Source organism: Enterobacter sp. BWH64 (assembly GCF_001037645.1).
GTDB lineage: Bacteria > Pseudomonadota > Gammaproteobacteria > Enterobacterales > Enterobacteriaceae > Enterobacter > Enterobacter hormaechei_C.
In genome coordinates this window covers 1,843,320-1,863,522 of record NZ_KQ089922.1, presented here as the reverse complement: position 1 = coordinate 1,863,522, position 20,203 = coordinate 1,843,320, and the positions used below count along the sequence as shown (strand labels likewise).

At 56.9% G+C, this 20,203-nt stretch carries 17 protein-coding genes; 10 read left to right on the top strand and 7 right to left on the bottom strand.

Annotated features, from left to right (window positions below):
* Nucleotides 1-366 precede the first annotated feature (366 nt).
* The gene (locus SK50_RS08830; protein WP_006809584.1) at nucleotides 367-1,650 is read left to right on the top strand and encodes a citrate synthase; all 1,284 of its coding nucleotides are present in this window, start codon (nucleotides 367-369) and stop codon (nucleotides 1,648-1,650) included.
* Between the two features lie 84 nt (nucleotides 1,651-1,734).
* Here SK50_RS08830 and nei read toward each other — a convergent pair whose 3' ends face one another.
* The 7 genes from nei to SK50_RS08795 form a co-directional block, all read right to left on the bottom strand.
* Nucleotides 1,735-2,526 carry an endonuclease VIII gene (gene nei / locus SK50_RS08825; protein ID WP_045344522.1) on the bottom strand — a complete coding sequence of 264 codons (792 nt, stop codon included), beginning with the start codon at nucleotides 2,524-2,526 and terminating at the stop codon, nucleotides 1,735-1,737.
* 12 nt (nucleotides 2,527-2,538) lie between these two features.
* Nucleotides 2,539-3,285, bottom strand: a complete 747-nt coding sequence (pxpA, locus tag SK50_RS08820; protein WP_045344523.1) for a 5-oxoprolinase subunit PxpA — start codon at nucleotides 3,283-3,285, stop codon at nucleotides 2,539-2,541.
* A complete protein-coding gene (gene pxpC, locus SK50_RS08815) occupies nucleotides 3,272-4,204 on the bottom strand; it encodes a 5-oxoprolinase subunit PxpC (protein WP_015571116.1) in 933 nt (310 codons plus the stop codon). Before pxpC ends, pxpA begins: the two co-directional genes overlap by 14 nt.
* A complete protein-coding gene (gene pxpB / locus SK50_RS08810; protein WP_003858633.1) occupies nucleotides 4,198-4,854 on the bottom strand; it encodes a 5-oxoprolinase subunit PxpB in 657 nt (218 codons plus the stop codon). The genes pxpC and pxpB overlap by 7 nt, the downstream gene beginning before the upstream one ends.
* Before the next feature lie 14 nt (nucleotides 4,855-4,868).
* Complete coding sequence (locus tag SK50_RS08805; RefSeq protein WP_003858635.1) at nucleotides 4,869-5,612, bottom strand: type 2 GTP cyclohydrolase I; 744 nt, start codon at nucleotides 5,610-5,612, stop codon at nucleotides 4,869-4,871.
* Nucleotides 5,613-5,622: 10 nt separating this feature from the next.
* Nucleotides 5,623-7,035: a deoxyribodipyrimidine photo-lyase gene (gene phrB / locus SK50_RS08800; RefSeq protein WP_017694142.1), complete on the bottom strand. Its 1,413-nt coding sequence runs from the start codon at nucleotides 7,033-7,035 to the stop codon at nucleotides 5,623-5,625.
* A gap of 601 nt (nucleotides 7,036-7,636) precedes the next feature.
* Entirely contained in the window at nucleotides 7,637-7,843 is a 207-nt protein-coding gene (locus SK50_RS08795) for a YbfA family protein (RefSeq protein ID WP_003858637.1), read from the bottom strand.
* A 309-nt stretch (nucleotides 7,844-8,152) separates the two neighbouring features.
* Between SK50_RS08795 and kdpF the strand changes: the two genes are divergently transcribed.
* The 9 genes from kdpF to potE all read left to right on the top strand — a co-directional run bounded on the left by kdpF (nucleotide 8,153) and on the right by potE (nucleotide 20,086).
* Nucleotides 8,153-8,242 carry a K(+)-transporting ATPase subunit F gene (gene kdpF, locus SK50_RS23670; RefSeq protein ID WP_003858638.1) on the top strand — a complete coding sequence of 30 codons (90 nt, stop codon included), beginning with the start codon at nucleotides 8,153-8,155 and terminating at the stop codon, nucleotides 8,240-8,242.
* Nucleotides 8,242-9,921 (top strand): potassium-transporting ATPase subunit KdpA, encoded by a 1,680-nt coding sequence (gene kdpA, locus SK50_RS08785; RefSeq protein ID WP_023296127.1) that lies wholly within the window; start codon nucleotides 8,242-8,244, stop codon nucleotides 9,919-9,921. Before kdpF ends, kdpA begins: the two co-directional genes overlap by 1 nt.
* 18 nt (nucleotides 9,922-9,939) lie before the next feature.
* Complete coding sequence (kdpB, locus tag SK50_RS08780) at nucleotides 9,940-11,988, top strand: potassium-transporting ATPase subunit KdpB (protein ID WP_032652983.1); 2,049 nt, start codon at nucleotides 9,940-9,942, stop codon at nucleotides 11,986-11,988.
* Between the two features lie 12 nt (nucleotides 11,989-12,000).
* Nucleotides 12,001-12,576 (top strand): potassium-transporting ATPase subunit KdpC, encoded by a 576-nt coding sequence (gene kdpC, locus SK50_RS08775; RefSeq protein WP_015571119.1) that lies wholly within the window; start codon nucleotides 12,001-12,003, stop codon nucleotides 12,574-12,576.
* Entirely contained in the window at nucleotides 12,577-15,264 is a 2,688-nt protein-coding gene (gene kdpD, locus SK50_RS08770; protein ID WP_015571120.1) for a two-component system sensor histidine kinase KdpD, read from the top strand.
* On the top strand, nucleotides 15,261-15,938 hold the full coding sequence (gene kdpE / locus SK50_RS08765) for a two-component system response regulator KdpE (RefSeq protein WP_032670340.1): 678 nt from the start codon (nucleotides 15,261-15,263) through the stop codon (nucleotides 15,936-15,938). Before kdpD ends, kdpE begins: the two co-directional genes overlap by 4 nt.
* A gap of 278 nt (nucleotides 15,939-16,216) precedes the next feature.
* Complete coding sequence (speFL, locus tag SK50_RS23125) at nucleotides 16,217-16,321, top strand: leader peptide SpeFL (RefSeq protein ID WP_003858645.1); 105 nt, start codon at nucleotides 16,217-16,219, stop codon at nucleotides 16,319-16,321.
* 256 nt (nucleotides 16,322-16,577) lie between these two features.
* Nucleotides 16,578-18,776 (top strand): ornithine decarboxylase SpeF, encoded by a 2,199-nt coding sequence (gene speF / locus SK50_RS08760; RefSeq protein ID WP_045337943.1) that lies wholly within the window; start codon nucleotides 16,578-16,580, stop codon nucleotides 18,774-18,776.
* Nucleotides 18,773-20,086 (top strand): putrescine-ornithine antiporter, encoded by a 1,314-nt coding sequence (gene potE, locus SK50_RS08755; RefSeq protein WP_017694147.1) that lies wholly within the window; start codon nucleotides 18,773-18,775, stop codon nucleotides 20,084-20,086. Before speF ends, potE begins: the two co-directional genes overlap by 4 nt.
* The last annotated feature ends 117 nt before the right edge of the window (nucleotides 20,087-20,203 follow it).

Below are 20,203 nucleotides of genomic sequence, written 5' to 3'. Positions count from 1 at the left end.
GATTTGACAAATGTTAAACAATATTGTTACAAACGTCAGCAGAAAAGGCATATAATGCGCAAAAGTTATGAGGTCTCACTTTCACCTGACAAATAGTTATGTAACAGTGTGATGGTATTGACCGAAGTTATCAGGACAGTTATTAGTGATATACAGGTTTGAATAATTCGGACTGCAAAAACGCTGATTTGCTGTTGTTTCACTGATATTTCATTCGTTTACCTGCAAGGCGCCATAGCTCTGTACCCTGGTTTCTCCTCGTGAGCTGAGCGGTAAGCCAAATAACAATCTGGTAACGATGATTAACAGCTGAAAGCAAATCCGGTAAAGCGCAGTCTTAAGCATAAGGCGCTAAGGAGACCGTAAATGGCTGATACAAAGGCAAAACTCACCCTAAATGGTGATGATGCTATTGAACTGGATGTGCTAAAAGGCACGCTCGGTCAGGATGTTATTGATATCCGTACGCTGGGTTCCAAAGGGGTATTCACCTTTGACCCTGGATTCACCTCCACCGCATCTTGCGAATCCAAAATCACCTACATTGACGGTGACGAAGGTATCCTGCTCCATCGCGGCTTCCCCATCGATCAGTTAGCCACCGAATCCAACTATCTGGAAGTGTGCTACATCCTGCTGAACGGCGAAAAACCGACGCAGGCCCAGTACGATGAATTTAAAACCACCGTGACCCGTCACACCATGATCCATGAGCAGATTACCCGTCTGTTCCATGCGTTCCGTCGTGACTCTCATCCGATGGCGGTCATGTGCGGTATTACCGGTGCGCTGGCGGCGTTCTACCACGATTCTCTGGACGTGAATAACCCACGTCACCGTGATATCGCGGCGTTCCGTCTGCTGTCTAAAATGCCTACCATGGCGGCGATGTGTTACAAATACTCTATCGGTCAGCCGTTTGTGTACCCACGCAACGACCTCTCCTACGCGGGTAACTTCCTGCGTATGATGTTCTCCACGCCGTGCGAAGAGTACGAAGTGAACCCGGTGCTGGAACGCGCGATGGACCGTATTCTGATCCTGCACGCTGACCACGAACAAAACGCCTCGACCTCTACCGTCCGTACCGCGGGCTCTTCCGGCGCGAACCCGTTCGCCTGTATCGCTGCGGGCATCGCCTCCCTGTGGGGACCGGCGCACGGCGGCGCGAACGAAGCGGCGCTGAAGATGCTGGAAGAGATCAGCTCCGTTGAGCACATTCCTGAGTTCGTGCGCCGCGCGAAAGACAAGAATGACTCCTTCCGTCTGATGGGCTTCGGTCACCGTGTTTACAAAAACTACGACCCGCGCGCGACCGTCATGCGTGAGACCTGCCACGAAGTGCTGAAAGAGCTGGGCACCAAAGATGATCTGCTGGAAGTAGCGATGGAGCTGGAACACATCGCGCTGAACGACCCGTACTTCATCGAGAAGAAACTCTACCCGAACGTCGATTTCTACTCTGGCATTATTCTGAAAGCGATGGGCATTCCGTCTTCCATGTTCACCGTAATCTTCGCCATGGCGCGTACCGTGGGCTGGATTGCGCACTGGAACGAAATGCACAGCGAAGGCATGAAAATCGCGCGTCCTCGTCAGCTGTATACCGGCTACGAGCAGCGTGATTTTAAGTCTGACATTAAGCGCTAAAAAACACGCCCGGCGGCGCTTCGCTTGCCGGGCCTACAAGTGCGAGATGTAGGCCGGGTAAGGCGTAGCCACCACCCGGCTTTTTTACATCTGGCACCCAGGGCACCAGTAAAACGGTCTGGAAGAGATGGTCGCCTTCTCAATCACCCCGCCACACCGCTCGCACTTTTTACCCGCCCGATGAAACACCCTGAAGCGGAACAGCGCCCCGTGATGCTTGTTCTCATCCACCACGCCGCGCGTGTTGTACGACAGACGTGGAATATCCAGTAACGCGTGCGACAGCGCCTCCAGCTGTTCATCGCTCAGCTGCGACGCTTTGCGCTGCGGCGCCAGCCCCACTTCCCAGAGGATCTCCACCCGCAGGTAGTTTCCCAGCCCCGCCAGAAATGCCTGATCGAGCAACAGCCCGGAAAACTGCCGGTTGCGGAATGTGGGGGATAACAACCGGGCTTTCACATCGCTTGCCGTCAGACGCATGTCGAGCACGTCCGGCCCGACCCGCTGTAAGAACGGATGCGTCAGCAGTTGCTCCGGCGTTAACATTTCGATATCAGAGGCGCTGTAGAGCAGGATCGCCTTATCCGCCGTTTGTAGCCGCACGCGCAGCACGCGGGTCGTTTGCGGCTGCTCGTCCGCCTCCACCACCCGCCAGACACCGTAAAGCTGATTATGGCTGTATAACGTCAGGTTATGGGAAAAGTGGGTGAGTAACGCCTTGCCGCGCGTTTCAATGTGGGTCACCGTCTGCCCCACCAGCTGCGATTCAAACGGCTTGAGTTGAGGAAAGGCAAACCAGACGTGTGTCAGAGGTTTGCCCTTTATCGCCGCCTCCAGGCTATCCGCCGCGCGGCGGATCTCCGGACCTTCTGGCATGTTATTGTCCTTTCATGATGATTCTGCGCTGACAACAATGCCCTCTTCCGAGAACGCCGCCCGCAGGCGTCGCGCAAACTGGAGCGCATGCTCGCCGTCACCGTGTAAGCACACCGTATCAGCCTGAACGTTTGCCGTTGTCCCCTCCGTTGAGGTTACTCGCCCGAAGCGCACCATCTCCAGCGTCTGCGCCAGTGCTTTACCTTCGTCGGTGATCAGCGCACCGGCCTGCGTACGCGGAACCAGGCTACCGTCCGGCAGGTATCCCCGATCGGCAAACACTTCCTGCCGCGTAGTCAGCCCCAGCCGCTCTCCGGCACGAATAAGCTCGCTGCCCGCCAGGCCTACCAGAATCAGTTGTGGATTACAGTCCCGCACCGCGCGGGCAATGGCATCCGCCAACACCGGATCTTTCGCCGCCTGGTTATAGAGCATGCCGTGCGGCTTGACGTGGCGCAACACGCCATTCTCAGCGCGCACTATCGCCTCCAGCGCGCCGATCTGGTAGAGCATTTGCGCGTAAACCGTCTCAGGCGGCAGATCCATCGCTGTGCGACCAAAGTTTTCCCGGTCCGGAAAGCTGGGGTGAGCGCCAATTGCCACGCCGTTTTTCATGGCATTGCGCACGCTCGCCAGCATGGTCTGCGCATCGCCGGCATGAAACCCGCAGGCGATATTCACCGAGGAGACCAGCGTCATCAGCGCCGCATCGGCGTTGCTGCCCTCCCCCAGATCGGCGTTTAAATCAATCTTTACCATCGAGCCTCCACGCCAGCTGTTCGAGATAACGCTGCTGATCCTGCCGGGCTTTCAGCGCCTCCTCCAGCGAACACTGCACAAAATGAATGGGCTGACCGAGAGGAATTTGCGCCAGATGGTAGCGATCCGCTTCGATAATGCAGGCAATACGCGGATATCCCCCCGTGGTTTGCGCATCGTTCATCAGTACGATGGGCTGCCCGTTGCCCGGCACCTGAATCACCCCGGGCAACAGACCATGGGAAAGCAGCTCCCGGTCAGTCGTGCGGGTCAGCGGCTGCCCCTGAAGCCGGTAACCCATGCGGTTACTCTGCGGGCTGATCTTCCACGGCGAGCGCCAGAAAGACTCTTTCGCGGCTTCATCAAACTCATGGTATTCCGGTCCTGGTAAGGCGCGGATCACGTTCCCCCACAGCAGCTGTTTCACGCCCTGCGTGGTGGTGAAATGGCGCGTTGAGGTCTTTATCCGCAGACGATCGCCGTCACGCAGCAGCCGTCCTTCATGGCCGCCCATTCCCGCTTTCTGGTCGGTGCTGGATGAGCCCAACACCTCCGGCACGTCGATCCCCCCCGCCACCGCAAGATAGCTGCGCACGCCGTGCAGAGGACGCTTGAGCGTCAGACGCTGCCCGGCCTTCGCCCGCAGGCGCCAGCCGGTCCACACCGCTTTGCCGTCCAGCGTCGCGTCACAGCCCGCGCCGGTTAAGGCAAACCAGGTTTCCTGACCAAACTCAATCACGCACTGACCCAGCGTAATTTCTAACGCCGCCGTGCTGCCTGCGTTACCTACCAGCAGGTTGGCAATCTCCAGCGAAGGGCGATCGAGCGCACCGCAGTAGCTCACGCCCGACTGACGCAGCCCAAAACGCCCGGCATCCTGTACCGAGGTGTAAAGCCCTGCGCGAATAAGCGTTAACATACCCCCTCCTTCTGCGGGATAAAGCGCAGGGTATCCCCCGGACGCAGAAGTATGGGCGCGTCCTGGCCTGGTTCAAATAACGGCGTGGACGTGTGCCCAATCAGCTGCCAGCCTCCCGGTGAGGCGAGCGGATAAATTCCCGTTTGCTCGCCACCAATCGCCACGCTGCCCGCCGGTACGCTCAGGCGCGGCTCAGCCCGGCGCGGCGTATGCAGCTGGGGCGATAACCCGCCCAGATAGGGGAAACCCGGCTGAAATCCCAAAAACCAGACAACATAGTCGACTGAGCTATGCAGCTCCACAACCTGCTTCTCCGTTAATCCACAGTGTTCGGCCACCACGCCAAGGTCGGGACCTCCCTTGCCGCCATAGACAACCGGGATCTCAATCGTCCGCGATTCCGGCTCCAGCGCCTCGCTCTCCTCCCACCAGCGTTGCAGACGCTCAATGGCATCCAGCGCCCCCGTGTGCGGATCACGCAGCACCACGGTGATATTATTCATACCCGGAATAGCTTCAACCACGCCGGGTAGCTCGGGCAGTCGCTGAGCCAGACGCCAGATACGCTTTTGCGTGGCAAGCGTCACCGGAGGCTCAAGCTCCAGAACTACCGCGGTTTCACCCAGAAGATAACAACGCGCTCGCTGCACTTAACTACCTCTCATCAGGCCGGATTAGGGATATCAATAAACGTCACATCCAGATCGGTATTTTCCGTCAGCCACTCGCTGAGGGCGCGGATGCCGCCACGCTCGGTGGCGTGATGGCCCGCCGCGTAAAAATGCAGGCCTTGTTCACGGGCTGAGTGAATGGTCTGCTCGGAGACTTCGCCGGTAATGAAGGCGTCGACACCAAAACGCGCCGCGCTGTCAATAAAGCCCTGGCCGCCGCCGGTGCACCATGCCACGCGCTTCACGGTATCCGGCCCGGTGTCGCCGCACCACAGCGGACGACGCCCCAGGCGCGCTTCGATCCACGAAGCCAGCTCCAGACCCGGAACCGGCATCGACAGTTCGCCCCACGGCACCAGAGGTTCAATTTCACCCATCACGGTAATCCCCAGCAGCTGCGCAAGCTGAACGTTATTTCCCAGTTCAGGATGCGCATCGAGCGGCAGGTGATAGCCGTACAGATTGATGTCATTCGCCAGCAGCGTTTTGAGTCGGTTGCGCTTCATGCCGCGAATAATTGGTGATTCGTTTTTCCAGAAATAACCGTGGTGGACAATCACCGCATCGGCTTCCTGACGCACCGCCTCATCCAGCAGCGCCTGGCTTGCCGTCACGCCGGTGATGATTTTTTGCACCGTCTCGCGCCCCTCCACCTGCAAGCCATTCGGGCCGTAGTCGCTAAACGAAGCCGTGTTGAGTTTTTCGTTAATCAGGCGTTCCAGTTCACTGTTTTTCATCATCATTCTCTCAAACTTTTCGGGCGGCTTCGTACGCCGCCAGCGTGGCGACGCGCGCCTGTTTATGGTCGACAATGGGACGGGGATAGTTCAGGGTAACACGCTGTTTATCCGCCCATACCCAGGGTTCATGAATGGCTTTGGCCGGGACATCCTTAAGCTCCGGCAGCCAGCGACGGATAAACTCGCCGTCGGCGTCAAATCGTTGTCCCTGCGTGGTCGGATTGAAGATCCGAAAATAGGGAGCCGCATCCGTTCCGGTGGAGGCCGCCCACTGCCAGCCGCCGTTATTCGCCGCCAGATCGCCATCGATCAGCTGAGAGATAAAATAACGCTCTCCGGTTCGCCAGTCGATAAGCAGATCCTTCACCAGGAAGCTGGCGGTAATCATACGCAGACGGTTATGCATCCACCCGGTTTCATTGAGCTGCCGCATAGCCGCATCAACAATCGGGAAGCCGGTGAGCCCACGCTGCCATGCTTTAAGCAGCTTCTCATTCGACTGCCACTGTACCTGTTCGGTCCAGCGAATAAAGGGCCGATGTTTACACAAATCAGGATGATACGTCATCAGATGGCGATAAAACTCACGCCAGATCAGTTCGTTCAGCCACACTGCGCCCGCACCCCCGTCTAAGGCCTGAGGCTGTTCCGCCAGCAGGCGATGTAAACACTGGCGCGGAGAGAGCGCGCCCAGCGCTAAACAGGCCGACAAGCGGCTGGTGCCTTCAGTCGCTGGAAAATCCCGACGCGCCTCGTACTCCGCCGCCCCCTGCGTGCAGAACTGACGCAACCGGGCGATAGCCGCTTTCTCGCTGGCGGGGAATACTGTTTCATCGAACGACTGCTGAGGATAATTCAGCCTGATCTCAGGCAGATCCGTTATCGTTTCCCCTCTCACGGCCGGGGCGGTAACGCACTCAGGCAGCCCCTCTTTCAGGCGTTTGATAAAGGCATTTTTAAACGGCGTGAAAACTTTATACATCTCGTGACTGCCGGTCATTACGCTGCCCGGCGCGAGCATCACGCTGTCATCAAAGCCTTCACAGACCACGCCCGCAAGGGTTTTCTCCAGCTGACGATCCCGCTGTTGCTCGTTGAATTCATACTGATAGTTGTAATAAAGATGTGTTACTGCGTGCTGCTGGCAGATTGCCTGCACCGTCTGGCGCTGCGCGGCAAAATCATGGGCCTCTTTATAGATCAGCGGAATGCCTTTTTCGGCCAGTGAATGTTGCAGGTCATTCAGATACGCGCTGAGTAGTGCCGCTTGCCGGGGCGCCATGTCATGCTGCCGCCACTGTTCAGGCGTGGCGATAAACAGGGCCAGCACATTCGCGTCTTTCGCGCGGCAGGCCGCCGCGAGAGCGAAGTTGTCGTGAATGCGTAAATCCGCGCGAAACCAAACCAGATGGGTGGGCATAAAACTCCTGGCAATTGTCCATTATGTCCGTAAGGGCATGCCGTAAAAGGAAAAAGGCACGCATTGAACTACTTTGCCATGAAGTGTAGACGGGATGAAATAAAAAAGGCCGCCCGAGGCGGCCTTAACGCTACTTGTCCTGCGCTATCAGGGTAAAGGCAATAAACACATCCGGTTTATCACTCTTTACAACAAGTACGCTGGCGACAATGAACGCGATGCATAAATAGCGTTTCACTATGCGGTCCCTGCTGCTAACCGCTCCACCTATCACCACCGGTGATAAATCGGTGGACACAAGCTCTGTGTGGAGCCTGACTCACGGTTGTGGTAACACCTTTCCCGGGACCGGTGCCCATTTGCGAGATGGCGGAAAGGGACGCTGCATAGTAGGCATCACGTGAGCAAAACGTAATCCATTGAACCTGTTTTTAAGAATTTATTTAGGAGTGAAGCGTTTGCTTATTAAACCAGCAGAAGTATGCTTGTAAGCCTCTGTGTGAGAGCTTGAAAACCACCCAACGGACCGCGAATCCCGAGGGACAAAAAAACCGCCACATTGCTGTAGGCGGTTTTTTTATGGCTACGATGTCACACCGTATCAGTAGAAATCGCAGGTCGCTTTCTCGGCCTGATCCATCCACACCGGCTTCTCGCTGGTTTTCGCCCAGACGCGGTGCAGGTAACTGTAGAAACGTGCGCGATCTTTCCAGAACAGCATCACCGGCAGGGCCAACACGCCAGCCACTACGGCGAAAGTGCGACGCATGAAAATGATATGAGCCGGAAACTCTTTATAAAGATCCATAATTTTCTCCCCTGTAGTTGGCCGGAAACCGTCTCCGGAAAATGTGAAATCTGTGACCTGGTTAAAATAATACCGCTTTGTTTGTAATTTTACTACTCATCCGACCACTTATTTTCATTCATTTCGTGAATATTTACATTCCCGCCTGTAATTAAGTTACAAAAAAGTTAACGATTTACTTACCAATAGTTAAATTGTGGTCTTTCCCTTTTTATACTTTTTTTACACCTGCCCTTCTGATTTTTGCGAAATCTTTGCGCCATAAATCCTACCGTTTGTACAACAACAAAAGTCACCCGGAGGTGGATTGTGAGTGCAGGTCTGATTGCCGGCATCGTGCTGGTGTTCCTGTTATTGGGTTATCTGATTTATGCCCTGATTAATGCGGAGGCATTCTGATGGCTGCTCAGGCGTTTTTGCTTATTGCCAGCTTTTTACTGGTGCTGTTTGTGCTCGCCAGGCCGCTGGGAACAGCGCTGGCGCGTCTGATAAACAACGTGCCATTGCCGGGCACGCGAAATATTGAAAACGTGCTCTGGCGCATTTCAGGTATCAGCGATCGGGAAATGAACTGGCGCCAGTACCTGATGGCGATACTGCTTCTGAATATCCTGGGGCTTATTGCCCTCTTTACGCTGCTGATGCTCCAGGGCAGTCTGCCGTTGAACCCGCAGCAGTTACCGGGTTTATCCTGGCATCTGGCGCTGAACACGGCGGTCAGCTTTGTCACCAACACTAACTGGCAGTCTTACGCTGGTGAAACCACGCTCAGCTACTTCAGCCAGATGGCCGGGTTAACCGTGCAAAACTTTCTTTCTGCGGCCAGCGGTATCGCGGTGATCTTCGCCCTGACGCGCGCGTTTGCCCGTCAGAATGTCAGCACCCTCGGCAACGCCTGGGTTGATGTCACGCGCATCACCCTTTGGATCCTGGTGCCTGTTGCGCTGATTATTGCCCTGTTCTTTATTCAGCAAGGCACTCTGCAAAACCTGCTGCCTTATACCCCTTACACCTCGCTTGAAGGGGCCAGGGAACTCCTTCCTATGGGGCCGGTGGCGTCGCAGGAAGCGATCAAGATGCTGGGCACCAACGGCGGCGGCTTCTTCAACGCCAACTCATCGCATCCGTTTGAAAACCCAACGGCATTAACCAATTTTGTACAGATGCTGGCGATCTTCCTGATCCCCGCCGCGCTCTGCTTCGCCTTTGGCGATGTGGTTAACGATCGCCGCCAGGGACGTACGCTGCTGTGGGCGATGTCGTTGATCTTCGTGGTATGCGTAGCACTGGTGATGTGGGCCGAATGGAACGGCAACAGCCACTTCATGCAGCTGGGGGCTAACAGCAATATCAACCTGGAAGGCAAAGAGAGCCGCTTCGGCATTCTTGCCAGCAGCCTCTATGCGGTGGTCACCACGGCGGCCTCCTGCGGGGCAGTGAACGCCATGCACGACTCTTTTACCGCGCTCGGCGGCATGATCCCGATGTGGCTGATGCAGATTGGCGAGGTAGTTTTCGGTGGGGTCGGTTCGGGGCTGTACGGCATGCTGTTGTTCGTTCTGCTCGCCGTGTTTATCGCCGGGCTAATGATCGGTCGCACGCCGGAGTATCTCGGCAAAAAAATCGACGTCCGCGAAATGAAATTAACCGCGCTGGCAATTCTGGTCACCCCCACCCTTGTGCTGCTCGGTACCGCGCTGGCGCTGATGACCGACGCCGGGCGCAACGGCATCTTTAACCCGGGCATTCACGGCTTTAGCGAAGTGCTTTACGCCGTTTCGTCTGCCGCCAACAACAACGGCAGCGCCTTTGCAGGATTAAGCGCCAACTCGCCGTTCTGGAACTGTTTGCTGGCGTTCTGCATGTTCATCGGACGTTTCGGCGTGATTATTCCCGTCATGGCGATCGCTGGAACACTGGTGAATAAGAAGATCCAGCCGACCACCACCGGTACGTTACCGACTCACGGCGCGCTGTTCGTCGGCCTGCTGATTGGCACCGTTTTGCTGGTGGGTGCCCTGACCTTTATCCCCGCCCTCGCGTTAGGCCCGGTTGCGGAATATCTCTCTTTACGCTGATTTTGCGGAGAATTTGTCATGAGTCGTAAACAACTGGCCCTGCTCGAACCGACGTTAGTTCGTCAGGCCCTCATGGATGCGGTAAAAAAACTGAGCCCGCGCGTGCAGTGGCACAACCCGGTGATGTTTATTGTCTGGACTGGAAGTTTACTCACCACCGCACTGGCGATTGCCATGGGAACGGGACACCTTTCAGGGAATGCAACCTTTACCGCCGCCATCAGCCTGTGGCTGTGGTTTACCGTGCTGTTCGCCAACTTCGCCGAAGCGTTAGCGGAAGGCCGCAGTAAGGCACAGGCCAACAGCCTGAAAGGGGTAAAAAAGACCGCCTTTGCGCGTAAATTACGCGAACCTAAATACGGCGCGCAGATGGACCACGTTCCGGCGGATGAACTGCGCAAAGGTGACGTGGTGCTGGTGGAAGCTGGCGACATCATCCCCTGCGACGGTGAGGTTATTGAGGGCGGCGCGTCGGTAGACGAAAGCGCCATTACCGGGGAATCCGCACCGGTGATCCGTGAGTCGGGCGGAGATTTCGCCTCAGTTACCGGCGGAACGCGCATTCTTTCCGACTGGCTGGTGATCCAGTGCAGCGTTAACCCGGGCGAAACCTTTCTCGACCGGATGATCGCCATGGTGGAAGGCGCACAGCGTCGTAAAACGCCGAACGAGATCGCCCTGACCATTCTGCTGGTGGCGCTCACCATTGTTTTCCTGCTGGCAACGGCGACCCTGTGGCCTTTCTCCGCCTACGGCGGTACAGCGGTTAGCATCACCGTACTGATCGCCCTGCTCGTCTGTCTGATCCCCACCACTATCGGCGGCCTGCTTTCCGCGATTGGCGTGGCGGGGATGAGCCGGATGCTGGGCGCGAACGTCATCGCCACCAGCGGACGCGCCGTTGAAGCGGCGGGTGACGTAGACGTGCTGCTGCTGGATAAAACCGGGACCATCACCCTGGGCAATCGTCAGGCCTCTGACTTTCTACCTGCTCCCGGCGTGGATGAAAAAACGCTGGCTGACGCGGCGCAGCTTTCCTCGCTGGCCGATGAAACGCCGGAAGGCCGCAGTATCGTGATCCTCGCCAAGCAGCGCTTTAACCTGCGCCAGCGCGACGTTCAGAGCCTGCACGCCACGTTCGTGCCCTTCACAGCGCAAACCCGAATGAGCGGAATTAACATTCAGGACCGGATGATCCGTAAAGGGTCCGTTGATGCCATTCGCCGTCATATTGAAGCCAATAATGGACACTTCCCCCCGGAAGTCGACAACCTGGTGGAAAGCGTGGCGCGTCAGGGAGCAACCCCGCTGGTGGTGGCGGAAGGTGCAAGCGTTCTGGGGGTTATCGCCCTGAAGGATATCGTTAAAGGCGGTATTAAAGAGCGTTTCGCCCAGATGCGTAAGATGGGCATTAAAACAGTGATGATCACCGGGGATAACCGTCTGACTGCGGCGGCCATTGCCGCCGAAGCGGGCGTGGATGATTTCCTTTCCGAAGCGACGCCGGAAGCGAAGCTGGCACTCATTCGCCAGTATCAGGCGGAAGGCCGTCTGGTGGCGATGACCGGCGACGGCACCAACGACGCCCCAGCGCTGGCGCAGGCCGACGTGGCGGTGGCGATGAACTCCGGTACCCAGGCGGCAAAAGAGGCGGGCAACATGGTGGATCTCGACTCGAACCCGACCAAGCTGATCGAAGTGGTACATATCGGGAAGCAGATGCTGATGACGCGCGGCTCGCTGACCACGTTCAGTATCGCCAACGACGTGGCGAAGTATTTCGCCATCATTCCGGCGGCTTTTGCGGCAACCTACCCGCAGCTGAATGCCCTGAACGTGATGCACCTGCACTCTCCGGCCTCGGCCATTTTGAGCGCGGTGATCTTCAACGCGCTGATTATTGTCTTTCTTATTCCGCTGGCGCTGAAAGGGGTGAGCTATAAGCCGCTGACGGCCGCCGCCATGCTGCGCCGTAACCTGTGGATTTACGGTCTGGGTGGGCTGGTGGTGCCCTTTATTGGGATCAAGGTTATCGACATGCTGTTAACGCTGTTCGGGCTGGTTTAAAAGGTGGATCCAATGACGATGTTACGTCCCGCTATACTGTTGTTTATTCTGCTGTCTCTGATTACCGGCGGGCTTTACCCGCTGATGACTACCGCGCTGGGCCAGTGGTGGTTTAAAGATCAGGCCAACGGCTCGCTGATTATCCAGAACGGTGAAAACCGCGGCTCGCGTCTGATTGGGCAGAACTTTACGGACCCGCGCTACTTCCAGGGACGCCCTTCCGCCACTGCGGAAAGCCCGTATAATCCAATGGCCTCCGGCGGCAGCAATCTGGCTGGCAGTAATCCTGACCTGGACAAAGCCGTTGCTGAACGCGTTGCCGCCCTGCGCGCCGCGAATCCGCAGGCCAGCCGTGAGGTGCCGGTTGAGCTGATCACCGCTTCCGCGAGCGGGCTGGATTACAGCCTGACGCCGGATGCGGTGGTGTGGCAGATCCCACGCGTGGCAGCCGCCCGTCAGCTGACCGTCGAGCAGGTGAGCCAGCTGGTTGCAGAACATACGCAAAAGCCGCTGGTCAGCTTTATCGGCATGCCGGTAGTGAATATTGTTGAGCTGAATCTGGCGCTGGACGCGCTAAGGAAAAACTAAATGACCGACGAGCCCATGCGCCCGGATCCGGACAGGCTGCTTGAACAGACGGCTGAAGCCCACCGCGGCAAGCTGAAAATTTTCTTCGGCGCCTGCGCGGGCGTCGGGAAAACCTTCGCCATGCTGACGGAAGCCCAGCGGCTTCGGGCGCAGGGGCTTGATATTCTCATCGGCGTGGTGGAAACCCACGGTCGCAAAGAGACGGCTGCGCTGCTGACGGGGCTGGCGACGCAGCCGCCCCAGCGTATCAGCCATCGCGGGCGGCTGGTCACGGAGTTTGATCTTGATGCCGCCCTCGCCCGCCGCCCTGCCCTGATCCTGATGGACGAACTGGCGCACAGCAATGCGCCAGGCTCCCGCCATCCGAAGCGCTGGCAGGATGTTGAGGAGCTGCTTGAGGCAGGCATTGACGTCTTCACCACGGTGAATGTTCAGCATCTGGAAAGCCTGAACGACGTAGTGAGCGGCGTAACCGGTATCCAGGTGCGGGAAACCGTCCCCGATCCGTTTTTTGATTCTGCCGATGAAGTCGTACTGGTTGACCTGCCGCCGGACGATCTACGCCAGCGCCTGCACGAAGGCAAAGTGTATATTGCCGGCCAGGCCGAACGCGCCATCGAACATTTTTTCCGCAAAGGAAACCTGATTGCCCTGCGCGAGCTGGCCCTGCGCCGCACCGCCGATCGCGTTGATGACCAGATGCGCGCCTGGCGAGACCTACAGGGACAAGAGCGCGTCTGGCACACGCGGGACGCCATTCTGTTATGCATTGGTCACGGCAGCGGCAACGAAAAACTGGTTCGCACCGCCGCCCGGCTGGCAGCGAAATTTGGCAGCGTCTGGCACGCGGTCTACGTCGAAACGCCGCAGCTGCATGGTCTGCCAGAAAATCAGCGTCGCGCCATTTTGAGCGCGCTGCGGCTGGCGCAGGAGCTGGGTGCCGAAACCGCCACCCTTTCCGAACCGCAGGAAGATAAAGCCATTCTGCGCTACGCGCGCGAGCACAACCTGGGCAAGATTGTCATTGGGCGTCGACAGCATCGCCGCTGGTTTAGCCGCGAATCTTTTGCCGACAGGCTGGCCCGCCGCGCGCCGGATCTTGATTTAGTCATCGTCGCGCTGGATGACAAGCCCGCCCCTCTGCCCAACCGTACGCCGGATGCTCGCACCTTTGGCGATAAATGGCGCATTCAGATCCGGGGTTGCCTGGTGGCCGTGGTCCTTTGCGCCCTGATTACGGTGATTGCCAGCCAGTGGCTCATCGCCTTCGACGCCGCCAATCTGGTCATGATTTATCTGCTCGGCGTCGTTGTGGTCGCGCTCTTTTATGGCCGCTGGCCGTCGGTGCTGGCAACGGTGATCAACGTCATCAGCTTCGACCTTTTTTTTATCGCTCCGCGCGGGACGCTTGCTGTCTCGGACGTGCAGTACATTCTGACCTTTGCCGTGATGCTTACCGTCGGGCTGGTGATCGGGAATCTGACGGCAGGCGTACGCTACCAGGCACGCATTGCCCGCTATCGCGAGCAGCGCACGCGCCATCTGTATGAAATGTCAAAATCGCTGGCGGTTGGCCGCACGCAGCGGGATATCGTGCAGACCAGCGAGCAGTTTATTCGTTCGACCTTTCATGCCAGTAACCTGATTTTGCTCCCCGACGAACAAGGGCGCCTTCGCCCGCTGACCTCCCCTTCGGGGATGACGCCCTGGGATGAAGCGATTGCCCGCTGGAGTTTCGATAAGGGGTTACCTGCCGGCGCCGGCACCGACACGCTGCCCGGCGTGCCTTACCAGATCCTGCCGCTGCGCAGCGCGGATAAAAATCACGGGCTGGTCATCGTCGAGCCGTCTAACCTGCGTCAGCTGATGATCCCAGAGCAGCAGCGCCTGCTGGAAACCTTCACCCTGCTGGTCGCCAGCGCCCTTGAACGGCTGGCGCTCACCGCCAGCGAAGAGCAGGCGCGGCTGGCAAGCGAGCGCGAAAGTATTCGCAATTCGCTGCTGGCAGCGCTGTCTCACGATTTGCGCACCCCGCTTACCGTGCTGTTTGGCCAGTCCGAAATTCTGACGCTGGATCTGGCGGCGGAAGGATCAAAGCACGCGATGCAGGCCAGCGAAATTCGCCAGCACGTGCTGAATACCACGCGCCTGGTGAACAACCTGCTGGACATGGCGCGCATTCAGTCCGGCGGGTTTAACCTCAAAAAAGAGTGGCTCACCCTTGAGGAGGTTGTCGGCAGTGCGCTGAAGATGCTGGAGCCGGGTCTCGGCGGGCGCCATATTGAGCTGGACATGCCGGAACCCCTGACGTTAATCCATGTGGATGGCCCGCTGTTTGAGCGCGTGCTGATTAATCTGCTGGAAAACGCGGCTAAATACGCCGGGACAAAGGCCCGGCTGGGGATTGCTGCCAGGGTGGATAAACGTGTGCTGCGGCTCGACGTCTGGGATAACGGGCCGGGTATTCCGGCCGGTCAGGAGCGCGCCATATTCGAAAAATTTGCGCGCGGTAATAAGGAATCCGCCATTCCGGGCGTTGGGCTGGGTCTGGCGATCTGCCAGGCGATTGTCGACGTGCATGGTGGCACCATTTCCGCAGAGAACCGCCCGGAAGGTGGGGCACGCTTTTGTGTTACACTTCCTCTTGAAACCCCACCAGAACTTGATGAATTACCAGAGGATTTGTGATTAACGTTCTGATTGTTGAAGATGAGCTCGCTATCAGCCGATTTCTGCGTACCGCGCTGGAAGGCGACGGCTTGCGCGTGCATGAAGCCGGTACGCTTCAACGGGGGTTAATTGAAGCCGCCACCCGCAAGCCAGATCTGGTGATCCTGGATCTGGGACTTCCGGATGGCGACGGCATCGATTTTATTCGTGAGGTGCGTCAGTGGAGCCAGATGCCCATTCTGGTGCTCTCTGCCCGCACCGAAGAGACGGATAAAATCGCCGCGCTGGATGCCGGAGCGGATGATTATCTGATCAAACCGTTTGGCATTGGCGAGTTACAGGCCCGGCTTCGTGTGGCGCTGCGTCGACACAGTGCCACGTCCTCTTCCGATCCGGTGTACGCCTTTGGCGATATCCGCGTCGATCTTGCCGCCCGCCGCATCGTGCGAGGGGAAGAAGAGATCCACCTTACGCCTATCGAATTTCGTCTGCTGGCCGTGCTGCTCAATAACCACGGAAAAGTGTTAACGCAGCGACAGCTGTTAAGCCAGGTCTGGGGACCGAATGCTGTCGAGCATAGTCACTATTTACGCATTTATATGGGACACCTTCGCCAGAAACTTGAAGCCGATCCCGCGCGTCCTCGTCATTTATTAACAGAAACCGGTATCGGATATCGGTTTATGATCTGAATAAGTATTCACTTTAATTTTAAATAAAAAACATACCAGCCTTAATATAGCCATGAAAATAACGATGAGTTTATTTTCATAGCTATATCCGCCCTCTTTAAACACAATTAAAACATCAATTTAACACCGAACCAACAAAACAGCATTTTGATCTGCGTTATTCACTCAAAACGACTAATTATTTCTGAAATGATCGGTTATTGGTGATCTGTTTCACAGTTAATCCCTTTTTCCTGGATAAAATGACCATGCTTTCAATTACTGAAAGGAAACTGAACATGGAAAACAATAATCGTTTAATGCCCCATATAAGGCGGACAACACATATCATGATGTTTGCCCACCGTAACTGTTTTGACTTTCATCTCTTTAACGCCCGGTAGTCCTTCGACTTCTGGCGCATCTGCTTACAGGTTATCCTGAAAAACGCTATTTTACAGGCTGTTGCCTGTGAACACCTGCGCTCATTCCTTGTGATTCAGATTCTCCGCAACCGGGCGGACTGAATTCTACTCAGCAAAAAAGCAATTAACTGATTTCGTATCAGCGGACACGCTTTGCTTTTTTTTTCCGGAAATAATCGATTTCTTTACCGCAAGAAGTCGAGGGCCCCATATTGCCTGAAATAAAGAGATAAAGATGAAAACGTTAAAAATTGCCGTCAGCCGTGCCTGCCCTGAATGCTTTACCACTTCGCGCGACATCGTGGATATCACCGCATCAGATTATATTGATGTGGCAGCCGTGGTTCTGGCCGTCAGCGATATTTTCAATGGCGCCATAGAAGAAATAGAAGCCACGGGATTCGGCATCCCGGTGTTTATTGCCACGCATAAAGAAGAAAGGGTTCCGGCTGAATTTCTGTCGCGTATTCACGGCGTTTTTGAGTACTCCGACACCAGCAATGCGTACTACGGACGCCAGCTTGAAGCGGCTGCGCAGAAGTACGAAACCCAGCTCCGCCCGCCGTTCTTCCGCGCGCTGGTCGATTACGTCCAGCAGGGGAACAGCGCGTTTGACTGCCCCGGACATCAGGGAGGCCAGTTCTTCCGCCGCCATCCGGCCGGAAACCAGTTTGTCGATTTCTTTGGCGAAACGCTTTTCCGCGCCGATCTGTGCAATGCCGACGTGGCAATGGGCGATCTGCTGATCCACGAAGGCGCGCCATGCATCGCCCAGCAGCATGCGGCAAAAGTCTTTAATGCGGATAAAACCTACTTCGTGCTGAACGGCACCTCCTCTTCCAACAAGGTGGTGCTCAATGCCCTGCTCACGCCAGGCGATCTGGTGCTGTTCGATCGCAATAACCATAAATCTAATCACCACGGGGCGCTGTTACAGGCGGGCGCGACGCCGGTGTATCTGGAAACGGCGCGCAACCCGTACGGGTTTATCGGCGGTATCGACGCACACTGTTTCGACGAGAGCTACCTGCGGGAGCTGGTGTCAGAGGTCGCGCCTGGCCGTGCGCGGGATGAACGTCCGTTCCGTCTGGCGGTGATCCAGCTGGGCACCTACGACGGTACCATTTATAACGCCCGTCAGGTGGTGGATAAGATTGGTCACCTGTGCGATTACATTCTGTTTGACTCCGCCTGGGTGGGTTACGAGCAGTTTATCCCGATGATGGCCGACTGCTCGCCGCTGCTGCTGGAGCTGAACGAAAACGATCCGGGCATTCTGGTGACCCAGTCGGTGCATAAGCAGCAGGCGGGCTTCTCGCAAACCTCGCAAATCCATAAGAAGGACAGCCACATAAAAGGCCAGCCGCGCTATGTCCCGCATAAACGCCTCAACAACGCCTTTATGATGCACGCCTCCACCAGCCCGTTTTATCCGCTGTTTGCCGCCCTGGATATCAACGCCCGCATGCACGAGGGGCAAAGTGGGCGCAACATGTGGATGGACTGCGTGGTGACGGGTATCGAAGCGCGGAAACTGATCCTTCAGAACTGTCATTTTATTCGTCCGTTCGTGCCGGAGACGGTGGATGGCCGTCCATGGGAAAGCTGGGATACGGCAGAGATTGCGACCGATCTGCGCTTCTTCCATTTCGTTCCGGGCGAACGCTGGCACGCCTTTGAGGGATACGCCGAGCATCAGTATTTTATCGATCCCTGCAAACTGCTGCTGACTACGCCGGGCATCAACGCCCGCACCGGTGAGTACGATGATTTCGGCGTGCCCGCGACCATCCTCGCCAACTTCCTGCGTGAAAACGGCATCGTGCCGGAAAAATGCGACCTCAATTCCATTCTGTTCCTGCTCACCCCGGCGGAGGACATGGGCAAATTGCAGCAGCTCGTCGCCCAGCTGGTGCGCTTCGAAAAACTGCTCCAGAGCGATGTGCCGCTGAAAGAGGTTCTGCCCTCTCTTTATAAGCAACATCCGGAACGTTATGCGGATTATACCCTGCGTCAGATTTGTCAGGAGATGCATGACCTCTACGCCCGCCATAACGTGAAGCAACTGCAAAAAGAGATGTTCCGCAAGTCTCACTTCCCACGCGTCATGATGAACCCGCAGGAGGCGAACTATGCCTATCTGCGCGGTGAGGTCGAGCTGGTGTCCCTGCGCGACGCGGAAGGACGTATCGCCGCGGAAGGCGCGCTGCCTTACCCACCGGGGGTGTTGTGCGTGGTGCCGGGAGAAGTCTGGGGCGGTTCCGTGCTGCGCTATTTCGCCGCGCTGGAAGACGGGATCAATCTGCTGCCGGGTTTTGCGCCGGAGTTACAGGGGGTTTACGTCGAGGAGTGTGACGGTCGCAAACAGGTGCGCTGCTACGTCATCAAACAACCTGCCGCTCAGCCATCGCTGCTGAAAGGAGAAAAATTATGAGTAAGGCCAACAAGATGGGCGTGGTGCAACTCACTATTCTCACCATGGTGAATATGATGGGTTCGGGGATCATCATGCTCCCCACCAAGCTCGCTGAAGTGGGGACGATTTCGATTATCTCCTGGCTTGTTACCGCCGTGGGTTCGATGGCGCTGGCGTGGGCGTTTGCCAAGTGCGGTATGTTCAGCCGCAAGTCCGGCGGCATGGGCGGCTATGCCGAATATGCGTTTGGTAAGTCCGGTAACTTTATGGCGAACTATACCTATGGCGTGTCGCTGCTGATCGCCAATGTGGCGATTGCCATTTCCGCTGTCGGTTACGGCACAGAGCTGTTTGGCGCGACGCTGACCCCGGTGCAAATTGGGCTGGCGACCATCGGCGTGCTCTGGATCTGCACCGTCGCTAACTTTGGCGGCGCGCGCATCACCGGACAGCTCAGCAGCATCACCGTCTGGGGCGTCATCATCCCGGTTGTCGGCCTGTGCATCATCGGCTGGTTCTGGTTCAGCCCGACGCTGTACGCCAATTCCTGGAATCCGCATCACGTACCGTTCTTCACCGCCGTGGGATCGTCCATCGCCATGACGCTGTGGGCCTTCCTCGGGCTGGAGTCGGCCTGTGCGAATGCGGAAGTGGTGGAAAACCCGGAGAAAAATGTGCCGATCGCGGTACTCGGCGGGACGCTGGGGGCGGCGGTGATCTATATCGTCTCAACCAACGTGATTGCGGGAATTGTGCCCAACATGGATCTGGCTAACTCCACGGCGCCGTTCGGACTGGCGTTTGCGCAGATGTTTACGCCGGAGGTAGGGAAAGTGATCATGGGACTGATGGTGATGTCCTGCTGCGGCTCGCTGCTGGGCTGGCAGTTCACCATCGCCCAGGTATTCAAATCTTCCGCTGACGAAGGTTATTTCCCGAAAATCTTCTCCCGCGTCACCAAAGCGGATGCACCGGTGCAGGGTATGCTGGCGATTGTGGTTTTCCAGAGCGGTTTGTCGCTGATGACCATCAGCCCGTCACTGAACAGCCAGTTTAACGTGCTGGTCAACCTGGCGGTGGTGACGAACATCATTCCGTACATTCTGTCGATGGCGGCGCTGGTGATTATTCAGAAGGTGGCGAAGGTGGATCCGCGCAAAGCCCGGGCGGCCAATATCGTGGCGCTGATTGGGGCGATTTACAGCTTCTATGCGCTCTACTCGTCCGGTCAGGAGGCGATGCTGTATGGGGCGATGGTGACATTCATGGGCTGGACGCTGTACGGTCTGGTCTCACCACGGTTTGAACTGAAGAATAAACATAGTTAAAAAAGAAGCCCGGTGGCACTGGCGCTTACCGGGCCTACGAGGTCAATGCAAAACGGCAACCCTGAGGTTGCCGTTTTTTATGTTTTCTCCCTCTCCCAGTGGCAGAGGGCCGGGGTG

Excerpts from the sequence above, each read along its gene's own strand:
- kdpD (WP_015571120.1), top strand. The coding sequence starts at position 12,577 with ATGACCGACGAGCCCATGCGCCCGGATCCGGACAGGCTGCTTGAACAG.
- kdpB (WP_032652983.1), top strand. The coding sequence starts at position 9,940 with ATGAGTCGTAAACAACTGGCCCTGCTCGAACCGACGTTAGTTCGTCAG.
- phrB (WP_017694142.1), bottom strand. The coding sequence starts at position 7,035 with ATGCCCACCCATCTGGTTTGGTTTCGCGCGGATTTACGCATTCACGAC.
- nei (WP_045344522.1), bottom strand. The coding sequence starts at position 2,526 with ATGCCAGAAGGTCCGGAGATCCGCCGCGCGGCGGATAGCCTGGAGGCG.
- SK50_RS08830 (WP_006809584.1), top strand. The coding sequence starts at position 367 with ATGGCTGATACAAAGGCAAAACTCACCCTAAATGGTGATGATGCTATT.
- SK50_RS08795 (WP_003858637.1), bottom strand. The coding sequence starts at position 7,843 with ATGGATCTTTATAAAGAGTTTCCGGCTCATATCATTTTCATGCGTCGC.
- pxpC (WP_015571116.1), bottom strand. The coding sequence starts at position 4,204 with ATGTTAACGCTTATTCGCGCAGGGCTTTACACCTCGGTACAGGATGCC.
- SK50_RS08805 (WP_003858635.1), bottom strand. The coding sequence starts at position 5,612 with ATGAAAAACAGTGAACTGGAACGCCTGATTAACGAAAAACTCAACACG.
- potE (WP_017694147.1), top strand. The coding sequence starts at position 18,773 with ATGAGTAAGGCCAACAAGATGGGCGTGGTGCAACTCACTATTCTCACC.
- speF (WP_045337943.1), top strand. The coding sequence starts at position 16,578 with ATGAAAACGTTAAAAATTGCCGTCAGCCGTGCCTGCCCTGAATGCTTT.
- speFL (WP_003858645.1), top strand. The coding sequence starts at position 16,217 with ATGGAAAACAATAATCGTTTAATGCCCCATATAAGGCGGACAACACAT.
- kdpC (WP_015571119.1), top strand. The coding sequence starts at position 12,001 with ATGACGATGTTACGTCCCGCTATACTGTTGTTTATTCTGCTGTCTCTG.
- kdpA (WP_023296127.1), top strand. The coding sequence starts at position 8,242 with ATGGCTGCTCAGGCGTTTTTGCTTATTGCCAGCTTTTTACTGGTGCTG.
- pxpA (WP_045344523.1), bottom strand. The coding sequence starts at position 3,285 with ATGGTAAAGATTGATTTAAACGCCGATCTGGGGGAGGGCAGCAACGCC.